Below are 19166 nucleotides of genomic sequence, written 5' to 3' on the forward strand. Positions count from 1 at the left end.
GAATAATTCAAGTGAATTTGTTTGAAAGAAGAACTTTAAAAGCTTTATTTTCACCCGATAAAATACCCATAAAACAAGAGGAAGCTCAAATGAGCTTCCTCTTGTGAAAAATTGTGGGACAGCAATGATCTCCGGATGCGCTTTTTTTATGGCACTTATCATGTGCACTCTCGCTCAAATTACATTCTGTGCATAGTGTTAAGCGCAAAAAGCCGGCATCATTTTTACAGTGTTGAATCAGTTTGGATAGAGTTATGTTTCGTTTCGCTGCAATGGCAGGACTGGCGATTGCTGTTACAGGATGTACCACCACCCAGAATATTGTGTCTAAAGTGACACCATCTGCCGAAACACCGTTGGCACAGGTGTTAAAAGAGCGTCCGGATTTACGTAAACAGCTGGCGACAGTCGAGCTGCGTCAATTCTTTAATAATGTCGAATCACCGACTGCGGCCCAGGTTAAAGTGACTGAAACCGGTTTAATGGATGATTCGGTACGCTCGATTCGCACCATTTACAGTTTTAAACTGGTCGATGGCGACTGGGAAAAAGTGAAAACTGAAAAGAGCTATCAATGTCTGCGCGGCAAAAATACCAAGACTTTCCAGAAGGCTGTATGTCCTTAATTCGCTTGAATCTTTTAATGATTTTGATTGAAAAGCGTAGCTAAACCCTACGCTTTTCTGTTTTTAAAACCGGGGATTTATACTGGTTTCGTTCAGCTGCTTTAGCTAAGTGTTGCTGCCGGAAGTTCAGCATTTCCCCATCAGAAAAGTCACAGATTTTAAAAATAAACTCTGCTACACTGCGCCCATTGTTATGATTGCAGCCTGCTAATCTTGCAGGCTTTTGAGCGCTATGCAAACCACTCCAACTACAACGCTCTCCCGCGCCACCTTAATGTTTCCGCTGGCTTTGGTGCTGTTCGAATTTTCCGTCTATATCGGCAATGATCTGGTACAGCCGGCCATGCTCGCCATTACCCAGGATTTTGGCGTCAGCAGTTCCTGGGCAGCCTCCTCGATGTCGTTTTATCTGCTCGGCGGTGCCTGTGTCGCGGCCATTTTAGGCCCTTTGTCAGACCGTTTAGGCCGTAAAAAAGTCCTGCTGGGTGGGGTACTGTTTTTTGTGGTGACCTGCCTGCTGATTTTATTGACCCAGAATATCGAAAGCTTTTTATTGCTGCGCTTTTTGCAGGGCTTTGGCCTGTCGGTGATTACCGCAGTGGGTTATGCCGCCATTCAGGAAAGTTTTGCCGAACGCGATGCAATTAAAGTCATGGCACTCATGGCCAATGTATCGCTGCTGGCGCCGCTACTGGGGCCGGTGTTGGGTGCGTTTATGATCGAGCATGTGTCCTGGCATTGGGGTTTTATCGGGATTGCGGCCTTGGCGGCTGTAAGCTGGCTCGGACTGAAAGCCAAAATGCCGGAGCAGCAGCTCAGTATTCCGAAACAGCCAATTGGCTATATCTGGGATGACTTTAAACAGGTACTGAAAAACCGCCGTTTTCTGACCATGACCTTTGCCTTGCCGCTCTTAAGCATGCCGCTGATGTTATGGATTGCCTTGTCGCCGGTGATGCTGGTGGAACAGCTCGGTCTGAGCAGTCTGCAATATGGTCTGGCCCAATTTCCGGTCTTGGGCGGTCTGATTGCCGGGAATTTATTGTTGCTGAAAATCATTGACCGTTTTGCTTTGGGACAGACTGTGCTGATGGGCTTGCCACTCATGTTGGTCGGTACCTTGCTGTTAATTCTTGGTCTGCTCATACCGGATTATTTGATCTGGTGTCTGATTCTGGGTATGACTTTAATCAGCTTTGGCGAGGGTATCAGTTTTTCAATTATTTACCGTTTTGCCCTGATGTCGTCCGAAGTGTCTAAAGGGACGGTGGCCGCAACTGCTTCTGTGCTAATGATGCTGAGCTTTTTTGTGGTGATTGAACTGGTGCGCATGCTCTACAGTCATTTTGAACTGTGGGCTTATAGCCTGTCCTGTTTTGCCCTAATTGCCTTGTGGTTTGCTTATCCGCGGCTGAGTCTGAAACAGATTATGCGTGAACGTGCCGAAAGCGGTCAGTTTTAAGTGGGCTGATCATCTGGCATCTTAAATAAGATAACGTGGCTAAAAGGCCAAAATAAAAGGCATCCAGCAGACAGTGGTCTGGTGGATGCCTGATTCACAGATCCGTCAGAAGTTACACTTCGACCTGCGGTTGTGCCATTTTCTTCAGTTTGGCATCAAAAATAAACGGGCCAAACGGTAAAATCGAGGCAATCACACCCATTAAAAATACCTGAATTGACCATTTCTGTTTTTCACAGACCACGAACAGCACCACCAGAAAGGCAATAAACAGCACACCGTGGCCCATGCCGACGTATTTCACCAGAATTGGGTTACCCCATATATATTTCAGTGGCATGGCAATAAACAGCAAGGCCAGAAAAGATAAACCTTCTAAAAAACCCACCACGCGCAAGCTTTGGATGTTCATACTCTGCAATTTCCCCATAAATCTAGCTGCAGTGTAGCGAATATTGGCGCAGAGGACCATGCTTTTTAGTACCCAGCCTGGTTTTAAGTTTTTGTTTTTTAATATAAATCAGACTATCGTGCTTGGTTTTAGCTAAGCTGTTGATGTTCAAATAAAAGCCTGATAATCAACCGTGTAGCCTCAGATTGCTATTTAATCTAGGCATAGAAAAAGGCACTCATCGCTATGGATAAGTGCCTTAAAAATCAGAAAACTGTGGATAAGTCGGGATTTATCCGCATCAAGGTTTAGATCACGCCACAGGCAATCCGGTCACCACCACCGCCTAACGGTTTTGGCGTATCGGCATAGTTATCGCCACCGGCATGAATCATGAGCGCCAGACCTTGTACATCCTGTAATTTCAGACGCGGCGCCAGTAGGGTGACACGTGCCGTGCCATCGGCTGCCACATTCAGAACCGGTAAATCACCAAGATGGCCGCTTAATGGATTGCCATGGTTGGGGGCCTGATTCGGGTTAAAGTGGCCACCTGCGGCCAGTGCAGCCTGCATTTTGCCATCTTTCTCTGCTGGTGCGCAGGAACCATTTTCATGAATATGGAAACCATGTGGACCCGGCGGTAACTGGGTCAGATTGGTACGGATGACCAGACCCGCAGCACTATCGGTCAGTTGGACTTCACCGAGCTGGGCGCCAATGCCTTGGGCAGAGACAGCATTAACGGCAACGTTTTTACTGGCGCCAATCACGGTATCGGGCGTGGTGGTACAGCCGACTCCGACCAGCGCGGTAAATGCACATAAAGCACCGAGTTTAAAAAGTGGGGTCATGGTTTGCATCCTGTCTTATTCGAATATGTGGCTTCATTCAAACAAGGCTCAGGAGGCAACACAATGCAGTTTGCGTACAGGCGTGTATAAGTTTCTTAATGAAATTTAGCCTTTTGGTGCAGCCGGTCCCTGATCATCGGGCAGGTCATAGGCCATGGTGGTTTTTGGCATCATCATAGCTTCGGCTTCATTGGTTTCATGCAGCCATTCACGCCAGATTGCCAGCAAGACCGCCAGAATCACCGGACCAATAAACAGGCCAATCAGACCAAAGCTGGCAATACCGCCCAGAACCCCGAACATGATCAGCAGGAATGGAATCTGGGTGGCGCCGGAAATCACCAGCGGACGAATCACGTTATCTGCGGTACTAACCACACACACGCCCCAGGCCATCACCCCAATTGCTTCAATGGTTTGCCCCTGCGAGAACAGCCACAGTGCCACCGAGCCATAGGCCAGCGGTGGGCCAAACGGAATCAGGGCAAACAGGAAAGTGACAATGGTCAATACCATCGGGTTTGGCACCCCGGCCACAAAGTAGCTGACCCCGGCCAAAAGTGCCTGGGCAATTGCAGTCAAGCCAACCCCGTAAACCACCGCACGGGTGGTTTCAGAAATGGTATCTAAATAATGGTGTACACGTGGTCCGATCACCATTTCCAGCGCTTTACTGACCTGATTTAAAATGGTCTGGCCATCACGATAGAAGAAGAACAGCGACAGCATGGCAAAGCCGAGTTTAATTAAATTGCGGCTAATTTCACTGAGCAGGAAACGGCCATAATTCAGATGGCCCTGAATCCAGACTGAAATCGAATTAATGATGCTGTTCGGATCTTCATTAATTTCACGTAAGGAACGGCTAATTTCTTTACCAACAAAGGGCAGATCGCGGATAAAATCCGGCACATTCAAATGCCCGGAAAAGACCTGCTTCTGTAATTCGTAATACAGGTTGCGCCCTTCGTGCTGCAAGATAAAAATCGCAAAGGTCAACGGAATACCGACCACCAGTGTCACCAGAATCATCATAATTGTGGCACTTAAGGTCGGCCGTGGACCGCACATACGTTGTACCGACTGATACAGCGGCCAGGTCATATAGGCAATAATGGTGGCCCAAACTACAGGAACAATAAAGTATTTGAGGACATGAAAGCTCAAAAAAATCAGGACAAAAAATAGTCCAAATAGCAAGACTTTTTGTAAAGTGGGCGCGTATTGTTGCACTGAGTTCACTGGCTCATTCCTAAGGTCTTGAAGCATATTAACTGAAAACCCAGCGCTCGCAAATGAACGCTGCGTAAGTTCTGTTAAATATTGAAGCGGGAGTGGAAAGGCAAAAGCCGTTTAATCGCTTAGGCGCTTAGAACCATTGGGCCGGATCATCAATAATCGCATTCAGGACAGGTTGCCACTGATTTTGAATGGTCAGGTAATTTTTCTGGGTTTTATCAAATACGCTTAAACCCTGCATCGCCAGTTGACCATAGGCAGCACGTTCAGAAATCCAGGCCACCGGTTCCTGTTCAATTTTTTCAAAGAAATCACGAATTTCTTTGGAGCTGGCACTGTTGGCCTTGACCCGGTTGGCTAGCAGTAAAATCTGAACCTTGCCTTTACGAATCCGTTTAATTTCCTGCAAATGCTTTAAAAAGCGGCGGGTCGAATCAATATCGAAGAAAGAGGGCTGTAGCGGGGTAATAATCGCATGCGCTTCACTAATCAGCTGCTCGGCCTGATCACCAGATAATGCCCCCGGTGCATCAATAATCAGGTATTCGATATTTTTAGGCGCGTCACCGACCGATTTTTCATGACGCCAGTCCAGACTTTGAATGGGAGCGGCGCTTTCTGGACGCTGTTTTAACCATTGTCGTGCAGATTTCTGGTTATCGGCATCGGCCAGGGCGACTTTATATCCTTTTTGGGCTAAGGCGGAAGCTAAACTGATGGCGGTAATGGTTTTTCCACATCCACCTTTTTGATTGGCGACTAAGATTGTTTTCATGACCCTACTAAAGATTTTATTCTGCTCATCCCTAGCATATCATTGTTTGATGTGCTGGAGATGACCGTTGACAAAAGTCGTAGCGCTGCTTGCAAATTTTAAAAAATCAGGAAAACCCCATGTCGATATGGATGGCAATGCTTATAGGCGCTGCAATAGGAGTGGTGCTGACCACCATCATTTTAAGTCATAGCCGCAATGGCCGGATTAAGGCCGAATATGCACAGTATATTGCCGAGCTGGAGCTGGAACATCAGCAGGCACTGGCGCAGGCCCAAAAGCGCAGCGTCAATACCAGCCGCGCGGTGCTCAAAGGGAAAATGGCCGAGCAGATGGCACCGATTATGCCGCAATTTGAATACTTGCCCAGCGATGCCAAATTTCTGGGCGATCCGGTCGATTATATCGTATTTGATGGCTATACCGACTTTCGGGATGGCGATGGTCGGGCTGAGGATATTCAGGTGGTGTTAATTGATATTAAAAGTGGCGGCGCACGTCTGACCAAAGGCCAGCAGGCCATTGCCGAAGCCATTCAGCAGGGGCGACTGCGCTTTGAAACCATCCGTATTGATTTCGAGGATTAACCTTTTTTGATGACTGAACTTTCTCGTGAATAAAATACTGCTCAGCCTGACGGGACTGGCTCTGATGATCTGGCTGTGGTCGGAATATTTTCGTGCCATCCCGCATCTACAGCAGTCGGGGGTGTTAAAGAACTTTGCGCTGGAAACTGAAGGGGATTTTTCCGGGCAGTATCAGGTCGTGGCAAAACGCTACTACAGTCCGGACCGGCGGGTGATTCATCCGGCTGCACCGGTGGTGGGACATTTTAATGATCTGGCCTATGTCAGCAATATTGATCTGCTGCTGGCCAAAGACGTGTTTAGTTCATCAGAACAGGCCAAAACAGTTGATTTTGAACAGACCCAGCGCTGCTATCAGTTTCAGTTGGCGTCCACTAGCCCGCTTGCAGCACAACAGGTGATTGCCAACACGCTCAATATTAGCGCCATTGCTGCCAGTGAACAGATTGCCCAGCGCTTACGCCGTGTTAAAGCCGGGCAGCGTATAGTGCTGCGTGGTGAGTGGGTCAAGGTGCGTTCAGTCAGCACGGGGCAGTATTTTCAGATCAACCATTACCCGCTACCAGCGAACAATTGCCGGATAGTACGGGTGCAGCAGCTTCAAGTACTCGATTAACCGCGTTTAAGCCGGTTTACGCACACGGGCCAGCAGCATCCGCTGGCCAATTTTCGGAATACCGGCCGCATCTATCTCGTATTTTTCCTGAAATTCAAAACCGGCCTGCTGTAACAGCAGCGCCAGATCGCGGTTGAGATGACAGCCATCCGCCAGCCGTTTTTGCAGCGGCGTCAGCAGATGTTGCAAGCGTTGAATATATAAATTTTCAGGATGCAGTACATGCTCGACCAGATGCAGGCAACCACCCGGTTTCAGTACCCGATAAATTTCGGCCAGACACTGTTCAATCTGTTGCACGCTGCATAAGGTCCAGGTTGATACTACATGCTCCAGACGATTATCGGCAAAATCCAGCTGCTCAGCTTTGCCAGCCAGATGCTCCACCAGAATGGCACTGTCACGAATCCGTGTTTCGGCCAGCTGGAAAATCTCCAGGTTTGGCTCCAGCGCATAGACTACATCGACATTTTGGTAAAAGGGTAAATTCAGCCCGGTGCCAAAGCCAATCTCCAGTACCTCACCCTCAATTGGCAGCAGCAATTCACGGCGTAAATCCATCAGGCTCGGCGTCTGCATCACCTGATTCAGCAGGTGTGGGAAAATATGCTGTTGATAGAATTTATAAAGCATTGAAATCACATATTTTTAATTAATCTATGTTTATTTTAACTGAGCCGCGCAGGCAAAGACAAAAATGAGACCAAAGATAACCATTTTCTTACCATTTCTTTATTTTCTGCTGATCAACATCAATTAATATCAAAGATATATCTGTTCTGACTGAAGGATCTGAGACTCTCATGAAGCTGCGCTTTGGACTTATTTCGTTTATGACGGCCGCCTTGTTACAGACCAGTGCCATGGCATCGGTCGACTATAATATTGCCAAAGGGTTAGCGCCGGCATCTGCCGATCAGTCGATTTCGGTCTTGCAGTCCTTTCGTGGCGATTTCCGGATTTTAGGTTCAAAAACCTATACCGATGATGAGCAGGCCAAGTTTTCTCCGATTGATTATGCGGTGAGCTGGGGCCTGTTTGCAGAGCCGGAAATTGCCCGGCATATTACGGTAAATCAGTATGACCGCTATTTAAACTGGAAGATGGATCGTTTGCCGGTGCCAGCAGAGCAGGCCATGCAGATGGTTTCCAATATGCACATCATTCCGGCTAATCCAAAAATTGCCAAACAGATTAAACAGGTCAAACGTGGTGATCTGGTGCGTTTAAGCGGGGAGTTGGTCGAAGTTAAAGACAAAGATATGGTTTGGACGTCGTCACTCACCCCGACCGATACAGGTGATGGTGCCTGTGAAGTGTTTCGGGTCAGTTCAATCCAGTGGATTGAAAAAGTAAAACGCAGTTAATGTGGCCTGACCGGTAAAATGTAGCACCAGGGGAATGTTGATGAATCATAGGTGGATGAATCATAGCAAGACACTCATTCTCTGTAGCTGGCTGGGGCTGTTGACCCTCAGCGGTTGTGGTAGCGTCAGTACCCCGGTCGATGGTACTCATGTTTATCATGCCGATCAGCAATGTCCGGCACTGTTAAATTTAAAGATCGGGGAAACCCTGGAATTGCGTCTGGCAGAAAATCCAGCCACCGGCTATCACTGGTCGGTGATGCAACATCCGTCCATCTTTAAGCTGGAAACCTTGTATCTACACGCGGATACAGAAAATGCTCAGCATGACTCCGCGCAGTTAAATGCCGCTGGAGAAAAAACCTTCCGTTTTCGTGCGGTTCAGGTGGGTGAAGGACTGATTCATTTAAAACAGGCTAGGGCGGGAGAACCGCTTCCCTTGGCAGAATGGAAATGCCGGGTGCGCGTAGCTTAAGATCTGAACATCAGACATAAAAAAAACCTCTGTTTTAGAGGTTTTTCGTTTTAAAGGCTTATTTGGCCGTCAGCGCTTCGCCTTCAAACTGTACACCAGCCCAACCTTGCTGCATAAACTGGCGGATATTCTGGTGATCGGTGGCTTCAGGCGTGGCCAGTACCGCCGCATAGTGTTCAGCAAACAGGCTTAAGGTTTGCGCATGATCTAAACCATTTAATTTGGCAAAACTCAGCACTTTGGCGCTGCCCTGGTTTTCAGTGGCAGCATTGTGTTGCTGGCCATTGCTAAACGCAGTTGGCGTGTGGGTATAACGTGCATCAATATAGGCAATTACATCGGCAAAGTTCACTTTGCCTGCATGCAGCTGGGCCAATAAATCTTGAGCCATCATGTTCTCAATCCATAGAAAAAATTGGTAAAAGCCCTGCGACAATAGCATGTTTTTTCACAGGGGTTTAGCCTATTTCGGCCTCAATTTTTGCATCCGGCAGATGAAAAAATCTGCGCTTTGGCCCAACTTGTGGATAAAATGGCAGTTATACACATGGGAATCAACACGACATGAATTGGCTTTGGGTGGCATTGGGTGGAGCAATTGGGGCGAGTCTGCGCTATGGCCTGAGTCTGTGGCTATTTAAGCCCGGTGTGTTATTTCCCTGGCCGACCTGGTCGGTGAATCTGCTTGGCTGTTTTGCTGCAGGAATATTTTTTGCCTTCAGCCAAAAGTTCCCGGTACTACAACAGGAGCTGCGACTGTTTCTAATGGTCGGGATTTTAGGTGGCTTTACTACCTTTTCCAGTTTTGGACTGGAAACCTTTCAATTGCTGAAACAGGGACACACCAGTGTGGCATTAATGTATGTGATCTCAAGTGTGATTTTGGGTGTGCTTTGCCTGGTGGTGGGTTTTTATCTGTTTCAGGCGCTATTAAATACGAAATAAAAAACAGGGAAATCAATTGTATAAAATAAAAAATGAAGCCTAGCTGGAGATAAAGGTCTAGACTTCATAAAAGATGTGTATGCCAATTTTTTTCTACTGCGTGGCTTAGTCCTTACTGCGTTTAAAACGGGCAAAGCGTTTATTGAAGCTGGCAACACGGCCTTCATTGCTGGCCTGACGCTGCTCGCCGGTATAAAACGGATGCGAAGCACTGGAAATATCTAAGGTCATATAGGGATAGATTCTGCCCTGATATTCCTTGGTCTGCTGCGGTTTCAGGGTGCTGCCAATAATAAAATAGGCATCGGCATTGGTGTCGTGAAACAGCACTTCCTGATATTCGGGATGGATCTCTGGACGCATAACAATTCCTCATGTTTGCTGAATAATGTAATGTTATAACGTAACAAATAGAAAGTAAAGTCAGCCCGAATGGGTCATTCGGGCTCAGTGTGGTTTTTAATATATTGTTTAAGCGTGTGGTGGAACCAGTTCTTCAAACAGATCATTTAAATTGTCATGCACTTTTAAATGAATCAGGTTCCAGTAATGACCCGACACCGTGCGGTTGACCATTAAGGTATCGGGTGATGGCTTGAATACATCCCAATATTTTAACGAGGGTTTCATCAGTTCCATACCATCATGATGGGCCGAGTTTTCGGCAAAATCATAATCGGTGGTCAAAGGGCGCATCAGCACTTCCAGCCAGGCCTGATACAGTTCTGGTGGGAATTTGCCTTGCTCGGACAGGGAGTGCAGCGCGGTCAGTTCCTGTTCCATTAAGGCAATATTCTGGGCACGGCCGGCCTGAATCAGCGCTTTAAAATGCTGCACAATGTCATTGGACAAGGTCTTCACACCGCCGTAATCATAAATAATCACGCTGCCATCTTCACGGAAGGCAAAGTTACCCGGATGCGGGTCACAGTGGAAACGCTTGAGATAGAAAATTTCCTGACCAATAGCGCGAAACAGCCGGCGTCCCAGTTCATTCCGGGTCGCCAGTGGCCACTGGCTGGCGGTTTCAATACTGTCACCCTGTTCCAGACTTAACGTTAAAATATGCCGGGTCGAATAGTCCTTAAAGACCTGCGGAATAATAATTTTACTGTCCAGCGCCTGATGGAAGGTACGCGCCACTTCCAGGTTTTGTGCTTCAATCTGGTAGTTCAGCTCATTGTCCAGACTGTCCTGAATTTCCTGGAACAGTTTGTCCTGCAATTTGCGGTCAATTTTTAACACACCCATTAAACGCAAGGCCAGACGCACCTGTTTCAGGTCACTTTCACAGGCTTCATCGACACCCGGATACTGGATTTTCACTACCACCTGTTCACCCGTCGGCAAAATTGCCTTATGTACCTGGCCAATGGACGCGGCGGCAAATGGGGTTTCATCAAAATGCTGGAAAATCTGCGCAAGGGGCTTGCCCAGTTCTTTTTCGATTTGTGCCTGAATTTCGGCAAAAGGCATGGGCGGTGCCTGACGTTGTAATTTGCTGATGGCCCGCGCCACTTCTGGTGGGAAAATATCTTTATATTGCGAGGCAATTTGCCCCACTTTCATGACCGCACCTTTCATTTCTCCCAAGGTATCGGCAATCTGGATACCAATATCCTGAAACAGTTTGCTGCGTGCGGCATTCTTCTGCTCGTCATCGGCAGAAAAGTTTTTAATTGAATTGGAAACGGTTTTGGTGGCGATACTGGCGGTCATACTGGCCAGTTTCATAAAGCGACGACCCGGTGTACTAGCCGTTTTTGCCATGCGAGGTTCCTTAAGATCATCTTGACTATCTGCCTTGAGCATACCGGCAGTTGGGTGAAAAGCCTACTTTAAATTGTTAATAAGCAATTTCACTGCATGCTACAAATAAAAAAGCCGGCGGTAATGGCCGGCTAGAGATGATGAGAGGCGAATCGCTTAGCTGCTTTGACTCAGACGCTGGTTGTTTATATACAACCGGATCAGCAACAGTACACAGGCCACGCTCAAGCCGACAATCAGGCCGACCCAGACCCCGGCGGCGCCCATACTGCCAAAGCGGGAAAAATACACCCCGACCGGAAAGGCAATGACCCAGTAGGCCAGCATGGTAATCCACATTGGGCCTTTGGTGTCCTGCATGCCACGTAAACAGCCGGCTGCACTAATTTGCCAGGCATCCATCAGCTGGTAGGCAATTGCAAACAGCAGCAGATACATCGCCACCTGTGCCACATCCACATCTGAGGTATAAATCGAAATAATTTCCGGACGGAACAGCCACATAAAACTCATGGTCATAAAGGCCAGCAGGGTTGCGGTAATCAGCCCCAAATACTGCACGCGGCGCATGGCAGCCCAGTTTTTTTCACCATAATAGGTGCCAATGCGGATGGTCAGTGCAATGGCTAGAGACATCGGAATCATAAACAGCTGTGAGGTCACCGACATGGCAATCTGGTGTGCTGCTACCAGCGTTTCCCCTAAGGGGCTAATCACGATGGCTGCGGTACTGAAAATACTGACTTCAAAGAAAATTGCCAAACCAATCGGCAGGCCGAGCATTAAAATCCGTTTCATCCAGTAACGGTCGATGGGTTCCCAGCGGGTGAAAATCTGGGTGCTTTGGTAGGCGCTGCTTTTGGAAATGTACAGCGCCAGGGTAATAAACATCAGCCACTGTAAAATGGCCGTGGCAAAGCCGCAGCCGGCACTGCCCAGTTCAGGCAGCGGCCCTAAACCATACATAAAGATCAGGTTCAGTGGCACCAGTACCACCAGCGCTAGCAGACTGATAACCGTCACCGGCCGTGGATAACCCAGCGCCTCGGAATAGCCACGTAGCGCAGCATACATGGTCACCGCCGGCATACCAAACCCAATGGCATGCAGAAACAGTCCAGCTTTCGGTTGCAGGCTTTCTGGTACTCCAAGCAGCGGCAATAACAGCGGTGCCAGCTGTAAAATCAGGCAGGCAATCCAGCCCAAAATAAACGCCACCCATAACGATTGCCGGGCAATGGTGGCAATTTTTTCCGGTGTACGCGCACCATTGGCCTCGGCCACCAGCGGCGTGGTGGCAATCATGATGCCGCTAAACAGCAGCATCACCGGAAGCCACAGCCCCACACCGACTGCAATTGCGGCTAAATCGGTCGGTGAAAACTGACCGGCCATAATGGTATCAATTAGCCCCAGACCGGCCTGGGCAAATTGCGTCACCAGAATCGGAATCATTAAACGGAACAGTTGTTTTAATTCAAAACGTGTGCTGCCAAGCGTAGCCACAGTTATTACCCATATTCATCATGTGCTTAGAACAGAGCGATTAGCGTTGTAAAGTGAGAAGCACACCTATAAAAATCACCACGCCACCCAGAAGACGTTGCCAGTTGATGGGTGCTTTTTCTGTGCCCAGGACACCAAAATGATCGACCAGCATCGACATGGCAATCTGGCCAAACAGGATTAAACCGGTCAGGGTGAGATAGCCGAGTTTCGGTGCTGCATAAATACTTAAACTGATGGCATAGACCCCTAACACGCCGCCCAGCCACATATACCAGGGCAAATGGACGATCTCGTGCAGATTGGGTTTGGGAACCTGTTGAAAAAACACCAAAATAGCCAGCACTATTGTACCAACCAAAAACGAGAAAAGGGCAGCCTGCAAAGGAGAATATAAATATTCGCGTAGCTGGGTATTGATGGCGGTTTGCAGGGTCATGGCAATCCCGATCCCCATGGCCAGTGGCATTAAAAGCAGTAATTGCGAAGATATTTTCATCATTCTAACACGCTAATTCTTCTGTAATTTTTTCTAGTGTAGCGGTATTCGCTGTGAGATTTTATCGGTGTCCTGATGCAGTCATGTTAAAATATGCATCTTCCTTTGCTGTTTTTGAGCTTGTTCCTTGGCTGAATTGAATCCTGCGTCTGTGCCCTTGTCCCTCTATATTCACATGCCGTGGTGCGTGCGCAAGTGTCCATATTGTGACTTTAACTCGCATGCCGTTCCGGATGGCAAACTGTCACTGGATTTGGAGCAGCAATATTTACAGGCTTTGGTCGCCGATTTTAATACGCAGCTGGAATTTGCCCAGGGCCGTGAAATTCACAGTGTGTTTATTGGCGGTGGGACGCCATCGTTAATTTCTGCTCAAGGTTATACTTGGTTATTTGATCAGCTCAAAGCCTTGCTGCCATTTGAACACAATTGTGAAATCACTTTAGAAGCTAATCCAGGCACGGTTGAACATGACCCTTTTGCGGGTTACTTAGCGGCAGGTATTAATCGTTTGTCGATTGGCGTACAAAGTTTTAACACTGAGCATTTGCAAAAATTAGGTCGTATTCATAGTAATCAAGATGCAATTTCTGCCATTCAACATGCTGCAGAAGCAGGTTTCCAGCGTATTAATGTCGACTTAATGCATGGTCTACCGGAACAAAGCTTAGAGCAGGCTTTGCTTGATTTAAAACTGGCAGTCGAAAGTGGTGCAACGCATGTGTCGTGGTATCAATTGACCATTGAACCCAATACGGTATTTTTCCGAACCCAACCTTTGCTGCCAAATGATGAAGTACTCGAAGCGATTCAAGAACAAGGTGAAGCCTATCTAAAAGCCCAAGGCTTTATCAATTATGAAGTGTCGGCATGGCGTAAAGAACAGCCTTCGGCACATAACTTAAATTATTGGCAGTTTGGTGATTATTTAGCGATTGGGGCAGGAGCGCATGGCAAAGTAATGCGACCTGATGGCGTATATCGTTATCAAAAAACCCGTCAGCCGAAAGACTATTTAGCCAAAGTACCTGCCGAGCATTTGCAGTTTAAACGCATCGAAGCTGAAGACATGCCGTTTGAATTTATGATGAATGCACTGCGCCTGAATGCCGGCGTCGATGCGAAACTTTATGCAGAACGTACCGGTTTAAGTCTGGATGATTTGGCACCGGTATTAACCTCACTACGTCAGCGCAAGTTGCTGGTGGAAGATGCCAGCCGGCTGGCCTGTACTGAACAGGGGCATGTGTTTTTAAATTCGGTGCTGGAAGAGTTTTTATAACAATCCAAAACCTTCGCTTAGGATATTCACTGTTTTTACAGCATCCATAAAAAAGACCGCTTGCGCGGTCTTTTCTTTTTTGGCTTTGACTTAGTAGTCGAAGCTGAAATGTTCAGGTGCTAATGCTGTCATGGTTTTAGATGGATTGACCATCGCTTCGGCATGACCTTGGGTACGTGGCAATAAGCGTTCAAAGTAGAAATCTGCCACTTTGATTTTCGCTTTGTAGAACTCTGGGGTTTCTGCGCCATCATTCGATGCCAGTTTGGCCGATGCAACGGCCGCCTGCTGTGCCCAGAAGTAAGCCATCATCACATAACCCGAGAACATCAGGAAGTCGACAGAGGCACTTGAGACGATGTCGCGGTCTTTACGTGCCGCCAGCATGATGCGTACCGTCAGGGCATTCCACTGCGCGCATAGCTTGGTTAAGTCCCAGGCAAAACGGCGCATGTATTTATTACGGGCGTGCTGACCACAGAATTTCAGAATTTCTGCGGTATAGTCACGAATCACTTTACCTTTTGAGGTCAGCAGTACTTTACGGCCAATCAGGTCAAGCGCCTGTACACCGGTGGTGCCTTCATATAGGGTCGAGATACGCGAGTCACGTACAATCTGTTCCATGCCCCATTCTTTGATATAGCCATGACCGCCATAAACCTGCATGCCATGGTTGGCGGCTTCATAGCCCATTTCAGTCAGGAAGCCTTTTAGAATTGGAGTATAGAAACCGAGGTGATCATCATGCTGTTCAAAGGCAGCGGTATCGCCACGCTCCAGTGCATCGGTCATTTTGTCGGCAATTTGTGCGGCATGATAAATCATGGCACGACCACCTTCAGCAATAGCTTTTTGCGTCAGCAGCATACGGCGCACATCGGCATGGTGAATAATGGCATCGGCCACTTTTTCCGGATCTTTTTTACCGGACAGGGCACGCATTGACATCCGTTCTTTGGCATACGGTAAAGCACCCTGGAAGGCCAGTTCCGCATGACAGATCCCCTGAATCGCGGTACCAATACGGGCAGTATTCATAAAGGTGAACATGGCATGCAGGCCTTTGTTTGGTTCGCCAATTAAATAACCCACCGCATTGTCAAAGTTCAGCACCGCGGTTGCCGACGCGCGAATCCCCATTTTGTGTTCAATTGAACCACAGGTCACCGGGTTACGCTCACCCACGCCACCGTCTGCAGATGGCAGGAATTTCGGTACGATAAACAGGGAAATACCTTTGGTACCGGCCGGAGCATCCGGTAAACGTGCCAGTACAATATGGACAATATTTTCGGTCAGGTCATGTTCGCCGGCAGAAATAAAGATTTTGGTGCCTGAAATGGCATAAGTGCCATCGGCTTGCGGTTCTGCTTTGGTTTTTACCTGACCTAAGTCAGTACCACATTGTGGCTCGGTCAAACACATGGTTCCTGACCAGGTGCCTGCCACCAGATGCGGCAGATAGGTATCTTTTTGTTCGTCTGTACCGTACTGGATAATGGTGTTGATACAGCCCACACTTAAACCCGGATACATCTGGAATGACCAGTTGGCGGTGCCCATCATTTCAGATTTAATCAGGTTTAACGACATTGGCAGGTTTTGACCGCCGTACTGTTCAGGATAAGATAGACCTTGCCAGCCGCTTTGCACAAACTGGTCATAAGCCTCTTTAAAGCCTTTTGGCGTTTTCACTTCGCCATTTTCAAAATGACAGCCTTCTTGGTCGCCGGTCTGGTTCAAAGGAGAGAGGACATTTTCACAAAAATCAGCCGCCCCTTCGAGAATCATGTCGACTGTTTCTGGATCTGCTGCTTCACCGTTAGACAAAGTTTGATAATGTGCTGGATAGTCAAACACTTCATTCATTAAGAAACGAATGTCGTGTAAAGGCGCTTTATATGCTGGCATAACATTAATCCTGATTTAAAAATAGTTTTGGATTATCTGATCGGATAGTTTGATTATTCACATTGCGCATCAAAATACATTGATGTTGAATTCAGTTAAAAATGTCAGAAAAGCGAATCAATAGAATCTTATAGACGTGGGATCAGTTCTAATTTAGGAGAAAATCCTGCCCTTGTCACCACTGTTTTTTGTATTCTATTTATTTAAATTATAACAAAATAAAACATAAGTGAGCATGATCTAGGACCAAAGCCTAATAGCGGCAAAGACGTTTAAATCTGGGCAAATCGGTTGCCATATTTGTGTCATTAAATCCACTCATAATACGGATTAATTGTGCAGCCCAAAGGCTAGGCATAAAAAAAGAACCGTGCAAGATCGGTTCTTTTTCTGGGCAAAATCGCAGATTTTAAAGAAAATCTTTTAAATCGGGTTTGACCCCATTCCAGATTGAAAACGATTCAATTGCCTGTCCGACCAGCATGCCAAAGCCTTCCGAGGTTGGAATCTGACGGGCCTTGGCCTGTTCCAGAAAACTGGAGGGCTTGCCATAGGCCATTTCATAGGCATGTTGAAATTGCAGCGCGTCCGGCAGAATTAAAGCATCGCCACTCAAGCTGGCCGATGTCGCATTAATGACAATGTCAAACTCGCCCGCTAGTGCATCCAGACCAATGGCGGACAGTTCGGCCTGTGGTACGGCTTGCTGCAAATCAGCCACCAGCTGTTCGGCGCGCGCCAGAGTACGGTTGGCAATCACCACTTTTTTCACGCCGGCCTGAACCAGCGGATAAATCACGCCACGGGTGGCGCCGCCGGCACCAATAATCAGAATTTCGGTATTGTCCAAATTCCAGTTCAGCGCACGAATGGCATCGACCAGCCCTTGACCATCGGTATTGTCCCCATGCAGCTGGCCATCTTGCATCCACAAGGTATTTACAGCTTTGGCGGTTTTCGCCCGTTCGCTGAGTACATCACACAAGGCAAAGGCCTGTTCTTTAAACGGCACGGTGACATTCATGCCCACCCCACCTTCGGCAAAGAATTCACGAATATTGGCTTCAAAACCATCCAGCGGTGCCAGGCGTTTGCGATAGACCAGATCAACCCCGGTTTTTTCGGCAAAGGCATGATGCAGTTCTGGAGAGCGGGACTGTTCAATCGGGTTGCCCACAACGGCAAATTGTTTGCGCATTTTCACATGATCCATGTGCTGAAATGCCCATCAATATACGCCAAATCGGGCAGAGGCTAAAGTCTGCAAATGATGAACAATTGGAATAAATCCGATAAGCAAAACGACACAATCGGGTGTCGGGCAGGGAAGAGAGGGATAAGGTAAAAGGAGAGAAAATCGAATAGAGAAAAATAAAAAGATGAAAAACAGTCTGATCTGTAAACCTGTGATGACTTAAGGATTACAGATATCTAAAATAGTGTCTAAAACCAGTAAGACCGAAGTAAAAACCAGAGCAATCAGGGCAAAAACACTGGCCACAATCGACAGGCTGTCACTTAAAGGATGTTCGAAAATAAAGGTAATACTGAGAGAGCAGACTAGAAGACTGAGAATCAGCCAGAACAGCAGGCCTTTGTGTTGAGCAATAAAATTTTGCAGCATGGGAGCGTTCCTTAAATCGATACTGGCTTAATTCCATCTTTCGCCAGACGCATTAAACCAAGACTATAGAGTCTACTCGCTTTAAATGAAAGTCTTGTGAAGAGTTGGCGAAAAAGTGTATGCAAATATATTCAAACGTATGCGACTTGCAAGCGTATGTTGCAGGAAAAAAGCTACCGGTATTTGCGGTAGCTTTTTAGAAACTTATTGTAGTTCGCGTAGCCAGTCATGCGGCTTTAAATAATAGTCGGTGAGTTTTTTCTCTGCGGAATCGGCATCCCATTCCGGGCGATAACTCCAGCCGGCCAGGTTGGGCAAGCTGACCAGAATGGATTCAATTCGGCCGCCAGTTTGCAGGCCAAACAGGGTACCGCGGTCATAAACCAGGTTATATTCCACATAGCGGCCACGACGATAGAGCTGGAATTCACGCTGCGCTTCGGTATAAGGTTTATCCTGATTGCGTTTAAAAATCGGCAAAATCGCTTCCAGATAGCCATTGCCCACCGCCTGAATATATTCAAAGCAGGTGTCAAAATCCCACTGGTTTAAATCATCAAAAAACAGACCGCCCACCCCGCGCTGTTCATCGCGATGTTTCAGATAGAAATAGTCATCACACCACTGTTTGTGTTCGGCATAGACCTGCTCGCCAAAGGGTGCACATAAATCATGTGCAATCTGATGCCAGGACAGGACATCTTCATCATTCGGATAAAACGGGGTCAGGTCAAAACCGCCGCCAAACCACCAGATCGGGTCCTGGCCTTCCGGTTCGGCCACAAATAAACGCACATTGGCATGTGAGGTCGGGACATTTGGATTTTTCGGGTGAATCACCAGGGATACACCCATCGCCTGCGCTTTGGCACCGGCAATACCGGGGTGACGTTCAGTTGCCGAGGCAGGCAGTTTGGAGATGTTAATATGCGAGAACATCACCCCGCCTTTTTCAATCACGCTGCCATTTTGTAAGACCCGGGAACGGCCACCGCCCCCTTCAGGGCGCTGCCAGTCATCAATCACAAATTCAGCCGTACCGCCGCCGGCCCGTTCCTGTTGTTCTAACGCGGCACAGATGCGCGCCTGTAAATCGAGAAGAAATTCACGTACGCGTTGAATATCAGCGGAGGTTGGATGCTGCATGATGACACTCATGAATAAAAAACAATAAGCACATCAAAGCACAGATTGGTAAAAAAATTAAGAGGGGAAGGGCTGCTGTACGCTGCGC

22 protein-coding genes are annotated in these 19166 nt (G+C 47.6%); 8 read left to right on the plus strand and 14 right to left on the minus strand.

What is annotated here, in order from left to right; all coding sequences use genetic code 11:
* Nucleotides 1-254: 254 nt before the first annotated feature.
* Together FTU50_RS00680 and FTU50_RS00685 are read left to right on the plus strand one after the other, a co-directional pair.
* The gene (locus FTU50_RS00680; protein WP_180048356.1) at nucleotides 255-626 is read left to right on the plus strand and encodes a hypothetical protein; all 372 of its coding nucleotides are present in this window, start codon (nucleotides 255-257) and stop codon (nucleotides 624-626) included.
* A 232-nt stretch (nucleotides 627-858) separates the two neighbouring features.
* On the plus strand, nucleotides 859-2088 hold the full coding sequence (locus FTU50_RS00685; protein WP_104500020.1) for an MFS transporter: 1230 nt from the start codon (nucleotides 859-861) through the stop codon (nucleotides 2086-2088).
* A gap of 112 nt (nucleotides 2089-2200) precedes the next feature.
* Here the strand turns inward: FTU50_RS00685 and FTU50_RS00690 are convergent, their stop codons facing one another.
* From FTU50_RS00690 to FTU50_RS00705, 4 genes are all read right to left on the minus strand, one after another.
* Nucleotides 2201-2500 carry a DUF3817 domain-containing protein gene (locus FTU50_RS00690; RefSeq protein WP_045795347.1) on the minus strand — a complete coding sequence of 100 codons (300 nt, stop codon included), beginning with the start codon at nucleotides 2498-2500 and terminating at the stop codon, nucleotides 2201-2203.
* A 287-nt stretch (nucleotides 2501-2787) separates the two neighbouring features.
* Nucleotides 2788-3333, minus strand: a complete 546-nt coding sequence (sodC, locus tag FTU50_RS00695) for a superoxide dismutase family protein (RefSeq protein ID WP_075168261.1) — start codon at nucleotides 3331-3333, stop codon at nucleotides 2788-2790.
* 105 nt (nucleotides 3334-3438) lie between these two features.
* Nucleotides 3439-4566, minus strand: a complete 1128-nt coding sequence (locus FTU50_RS00700) for an AI-2E family transporter (RefSeq protein WP_162182848.1) — start codon at nucleotides 4564-4566, stop codon at nucleotides 3439-3441.
* A 136-nt stretch (nucleotides 4567-4702) separates the two neighbouring features.
* Nucleotides 4703-5347, minus strand: a complete 645-nt coding sequence (locus FTU50_RS00705) for a ParA family protein (protein ID WP_005180385.1) — start codon at nucleotides 5345-5347, stop codon at nucleotides 4703-4705.
* Between the two features lie 119 nt (nucleotides 5348-5466).
* Here FTU50_RS00705 and FTU50_RS00710 point away from each other — a divergent pair, with 119 nt between their 5' ends.
* Entirely contained in the window at nucleotides 5467-5934 is a 468-nt protein-coding gene (locus FTU50_RS00710; RefSeq protein WP_180069266.1) for a Holliday junction resolvase-like protein, read from the plus strand.
* 25 nt (nucleotides 5935-5959) lie between these two features.
* Nucleotides 5960-6550 carry a hypothetical protein gene (locus FTU50_RS00715; RefSeq protein WP_286422212.1) on the plus strand — a complete coding sequence of 197 codons (591 nt, stop codon included), beginning with the start codon at nucleotides 5960-5962 and terminating at the stop codon, nucleotides 6548-6550.
* 6 nt (nucleotides 6551-6556) lie between these two features.
* Here the strand turns inward: FTU50_RS00715 and FTU50_RS00720 are convergent, their stop codons facing one another.
* Entirely contained in the window at nucleotides 6557-7183 is a 627-nt protein-coding gene (locus FTU50_RS00720) for a class I SAM-dependent methyltransferase (protein ID WP_168384184.1), read from the minus strand.
* Nucleotides 7184-7383: 200 nt separating this feature from the next.
* Here FTU50_RS00720 and FTU50_RS00725 point away from each other — a divergent pair, with 200 nt between their 5' ends.
* Together FTU50_RS00725 and FTU50_RS00730 are read left to right on the plus strand one after the other, a co-directional pair.
* Nucleotides 7384-7917 (plus strand): hypothetical protein, encoded by a 534-nt coding sequence (locus FTU50_RS00725; RefSeq protein ID WP_373366849.1) that lies wholly within the window; start codon nucleotides 7384-7386, stop codon nucleotides 7915-7917.
* Between the two features lie 40 nt (nucleotides 7918-7957).
* Nucleotides 7958-8392, plus strand: coding sequence for a protease inhibitor I42 family protein (locus tag FTU50_RS00730; protein ID WP_160232296.1), 435 nt, complete (start codon nucleotides 7958-7960; stop codon nucleotides 8390-8392).
* A gap of 58 nt (nucleotides 8393-8450) precedes the next feature.
* Here the strand turns inward: FTU50_RS00730 and FTU50_RS00735 are convergent, their stop codons facing one another.
* On the minus strand, nucleotides 8451-8783 hold the full coding sequence (locus FTU50_RS00735; RefSeq protein ID WP_180069291.1) for a HopJ type III effector protein: 333 nt from the start codon (nucleotides 8781-8783) through the stop codon (nucleotides 8451-8453).
* A 173-nt stretch (nucleotides 8784-8956) separates the two neighbouring features.
* On the opposite strand from FTU50_RS00735, the gene crcB reads away from it, so the two are divergent.
* Nucleotides 8957-9337 carry a fluoride efflux transporter CrcB gene (gene crcB / locus FTU50_RS00740; RefSeq protein ID WP_160240928.1) on the plus strand — a complete coding sequence of 127 codons (381 nt, stop codon included), beginning with the start codon at nucleotides 8957-8959 and terminating at the stop codon, nucleotides 9335-9337.
* Nucleotides 9338-9442: 105 nt separating this feature from the next.
* Here crcB and FTU50_RS00745 read toward each other — a convergent pair whose 3' ends face one another.
* The 4 genes from FTU50_RS00745 to FTU50_RS00760 all read right to left on the minus strand — a co-directional run bounded on the left by FTU50_RS00745 (nucleotide 9443) and on the right by FTU50_RS00760 (nucleotide 13112).
* A complete protein-coding gene (locus FTU50_RS00745; RefSeq protein WP_005180368.1) occupies nucleotides 9443-9700 on the minus strand; it encodes a type B 50S ribosomal protein L31 in 258 nt (85 codons plus the stop codon).
* 108 nt (nucleotides 9701-9808) lie between these two features.
* A complete protein-coding gene (locus FTU50_RS00750; protein WP_016658508.1) occupies nucleotides 9809-11107 on the minus strand; it encodes an AarF/ABC1/UbiB kinase family protein in 1299 nt (432 codons plus the stop codon).
* 156 nt (nucleotides 11108-11263) lie between these two features.
* A complete protein-coding gene (locus tag FTU50_RS00755) occupies nucleotides 11264-12562 on the minus strand; it encodes an MATE family efflux transporter (protein WP_160232597.1) in 1299 nt (432 codons plus the stop codon).
* A gap of 91 nt (nucleotides 12563-12653) precedes the next feature.
* Nucleotides 12654-13112 carry a DMT family transporter gene (locus FTU50_RS00760; protein WP_016658510.1) on the minus strand — a complete coding sequence of 153 codons (459 nt, stop codon included), beginning with the start codon at nucleotides 13110-13112 and terminating at the stop codon, nucleotides 12654-12656.
* Between the two features lie 127 nt (nucleotides 13113-13239).
* On the opposite strand from FTU50_RS00760, the gene hemW reads away from it, so the two are divergent.
* The gene (gene hemW, locus FTU50_RS00765) at nucleotides 13240-14394 is read left to right on the plus strand and encodes a radical SAM family heme chaperone HemW (RefSeq protein ID WP_180069281.1); all 1155 of its coding nucleotides are present in this window, start codon (nucleotides 13240-13242) and stop codon (nucleotides 14392-14394) included.
* Between the two features lie 90 nt (nucleotides 14395-14484).
* Here hemW and FTU50_RS00770 read toward each other — a convergent pair whose 3' ends face one another.
* From FTU50_RS00770 to hemF, 4 genes are all read right to left on the minus strand, one after another.
* Nucleotides 14485-16308, minus strand: coding sequence for an acyl-CoA dehydrogenase C-terminal domain-containing protein (locus FTU50_RS00770; RefSeq protein WP_016658512.1), 1824 nt, complete (start codon nucleotides 16306-16308; stop codon nucleotides 14485-14487).
* Nucleotides 16309-16717: 409 nt separating this feature from the next.
* Nucleotides 16718-17506 (minus strand): shikimate dehydrogenase, encoded by a 789-nt coding sequence (gene aroE, locus FTU50_RS00775; protein ID WP_075168246.1) that lies wholly within the window; start codon nucleotides 17504-17506, stop codon nucleotides 16718-16720.
* A 216-nt stretch (nucleotides 17507-17722) separates the two neighbouring features.
* A complete protein-coding gene (locus FTU50_RS00780) occupies nucleotides 17723-17932 on the minus strand; it encodes a hypothetical protein (protein ID WP_016658513.1) in 210 nt (69 codons plus the stop codon).
* A gap of 204 nt (nucleotides 17933-18136) precedes the next feature.
* A complete protein-coding gene (hemF, locus tag FTU50_RS00785) occupies nucleotides 18137-19078 on the minus strand; it encodes an oxygen-dependent coproporphyrinogen oxidase (protein ID WP_005180340.1) in 942 nt (313 codons plus the stop codon).
* Nucleotides 19079-19166: the final 88 nt, after the last annotated feature.

Source organism: Acinetobacter sp. YH12112 (assembly GCF_013418945.1).
GTDB lineage: Bacteria > Pseudomonadota > Gammaproteobacteria > Pseudomonadales > Moraxellaceae > Acinetobacter > Acinetobacter indicus.

Bases quoted from the DNA above. Each gene is read 5' to 3' on its own strand.
- crcB (WP_160240928.1), top strand. From the start codon at position 8,957: ATGAATTGGCTTTGGGTGGCATTGGGTGGAGCAATTGGGGCGAGTCTG.
- FTU50_RS00720 (WP_168384184.1), bottom strand. From the start codon at position 7,183: ATGCTTTATAAATTCTATCAACAGCATATTTTCCCACACCTGCTGAAT.
- hemF (WP_005180340.1), bottom strand. From the start codon at position 19,078: ATGCAGCATCCAACCTCCGCTGATATTCAACGCGTACGTGAATTTCTT.
- FTU50_RS00680 (WP_180048356.1), top strand. From the start codon at position 255: ATGTTTCGTTTCGCTGCAATGGCAGGACTGGCGATTGCTGTTACAGGA.
- FTU50_RS00770 (WP_016658512.1), bottom strand. From the start codon at position 16,308: ATGCCAGCATATAAAGCGCCTTTACACGACATTCGTTTCTTAATGAAT.
- FTU50_RS00780 (WP_016658513.1), bottom strand. From the start codon at position 17,932: ATGCTGCAAAATTTTATTGCTCAACACAAAGGCCTGCTGTTCTGGCTG.
- aroE (WP_075168246.1), bottom strand. From the start codon at position 17,506: ATGCGCAAACAATTTGCCGTTGTGGGCAACCCGATTGAACAGTCCCGC.
- sodC (WP_075168261.1), bottom strand. From the start codon at position 3,333: ATGACCCCACTTTTTAAACTCGGTGCTTTATGTGCATTTACCGCGCTG.
- FTU50_RS00690 (WP_045795347.1), bottom strand. From the start codon at position 2,500: ATGAACATCCAAAGCTTGCGCGTGGTGGGTTTTTTAGAAGGTTTATCT.
- FTU50_RS00760 (WP_016658510.1), bottom strand. From the start codon at position 13,112: ATGAAAATATCTTCGCAATTACTGCTTTTAATGCCACTGGCCATGGGG.
- FTU50_RS00725 (WP_373366849.1), top strand. From the start codon at position 7,384: ATGACGGCCGCCTTGTTACAGACCAGTGCCATGGCATCGGTCGACTAT.
- FTU50_RS00735 (WP_180069291.1), bottom strand. From the start codon at position 8,783: ATGGCTCAAGATTTATTGGCCCAGCTGCATGCAGGCAAAGTGAACTTT.
- FTU50_RS00745 (WP_005180368.1), bottom strand. From the start codon at position 9,700: ATGCGTCCAGAGATCCATCCCGAATATCAGGAAGTGCTGTTTCACGAC.
- FTU50_RS00750 (WP_016658508.1), bottom strand. From the start codon at position 11,107: ATGGCAAAAACGGCTAGTACACCGGGTCGTCGCTTTATGAAACTGGCC.
- FTU50_RS00685 (WP_104500020.1), top strand. From the start codon at position 859: ATGCAAACCACTCCAACTACAACGCTCTCCCGCGCCACCTTAATGTTT.
- FTU50_RS00705 (WP_005180385.1), bottom strand. From the start codon at position 5,347: ATGAAAACAATCTTAGTCGCCAATCAAAAAGGTGGATGTGGAAAAACC.
- FTU50_RS00755 (WP_160232597.1), bottom strand. From the start codon at position 12,562: ATGATTCCGATTCTGGTGACGCAATTTGCCCAGGCCGGTCTGGGGCTA.
- FTU50_RS00730 (WP_160232296.1), top strand. From the start codon at position 7,958: ATGAATCATAGGTGGATGAATCATAGCAAGACACTCATTCTCTGTAGC.
- FTU50_RS00710 (WP_180069266.1), top strand. From the start codon at position 5,467: ATGTCGATATGGATGGCAATGCTTATAGGCGCTGCAATAGGAGTGGTG.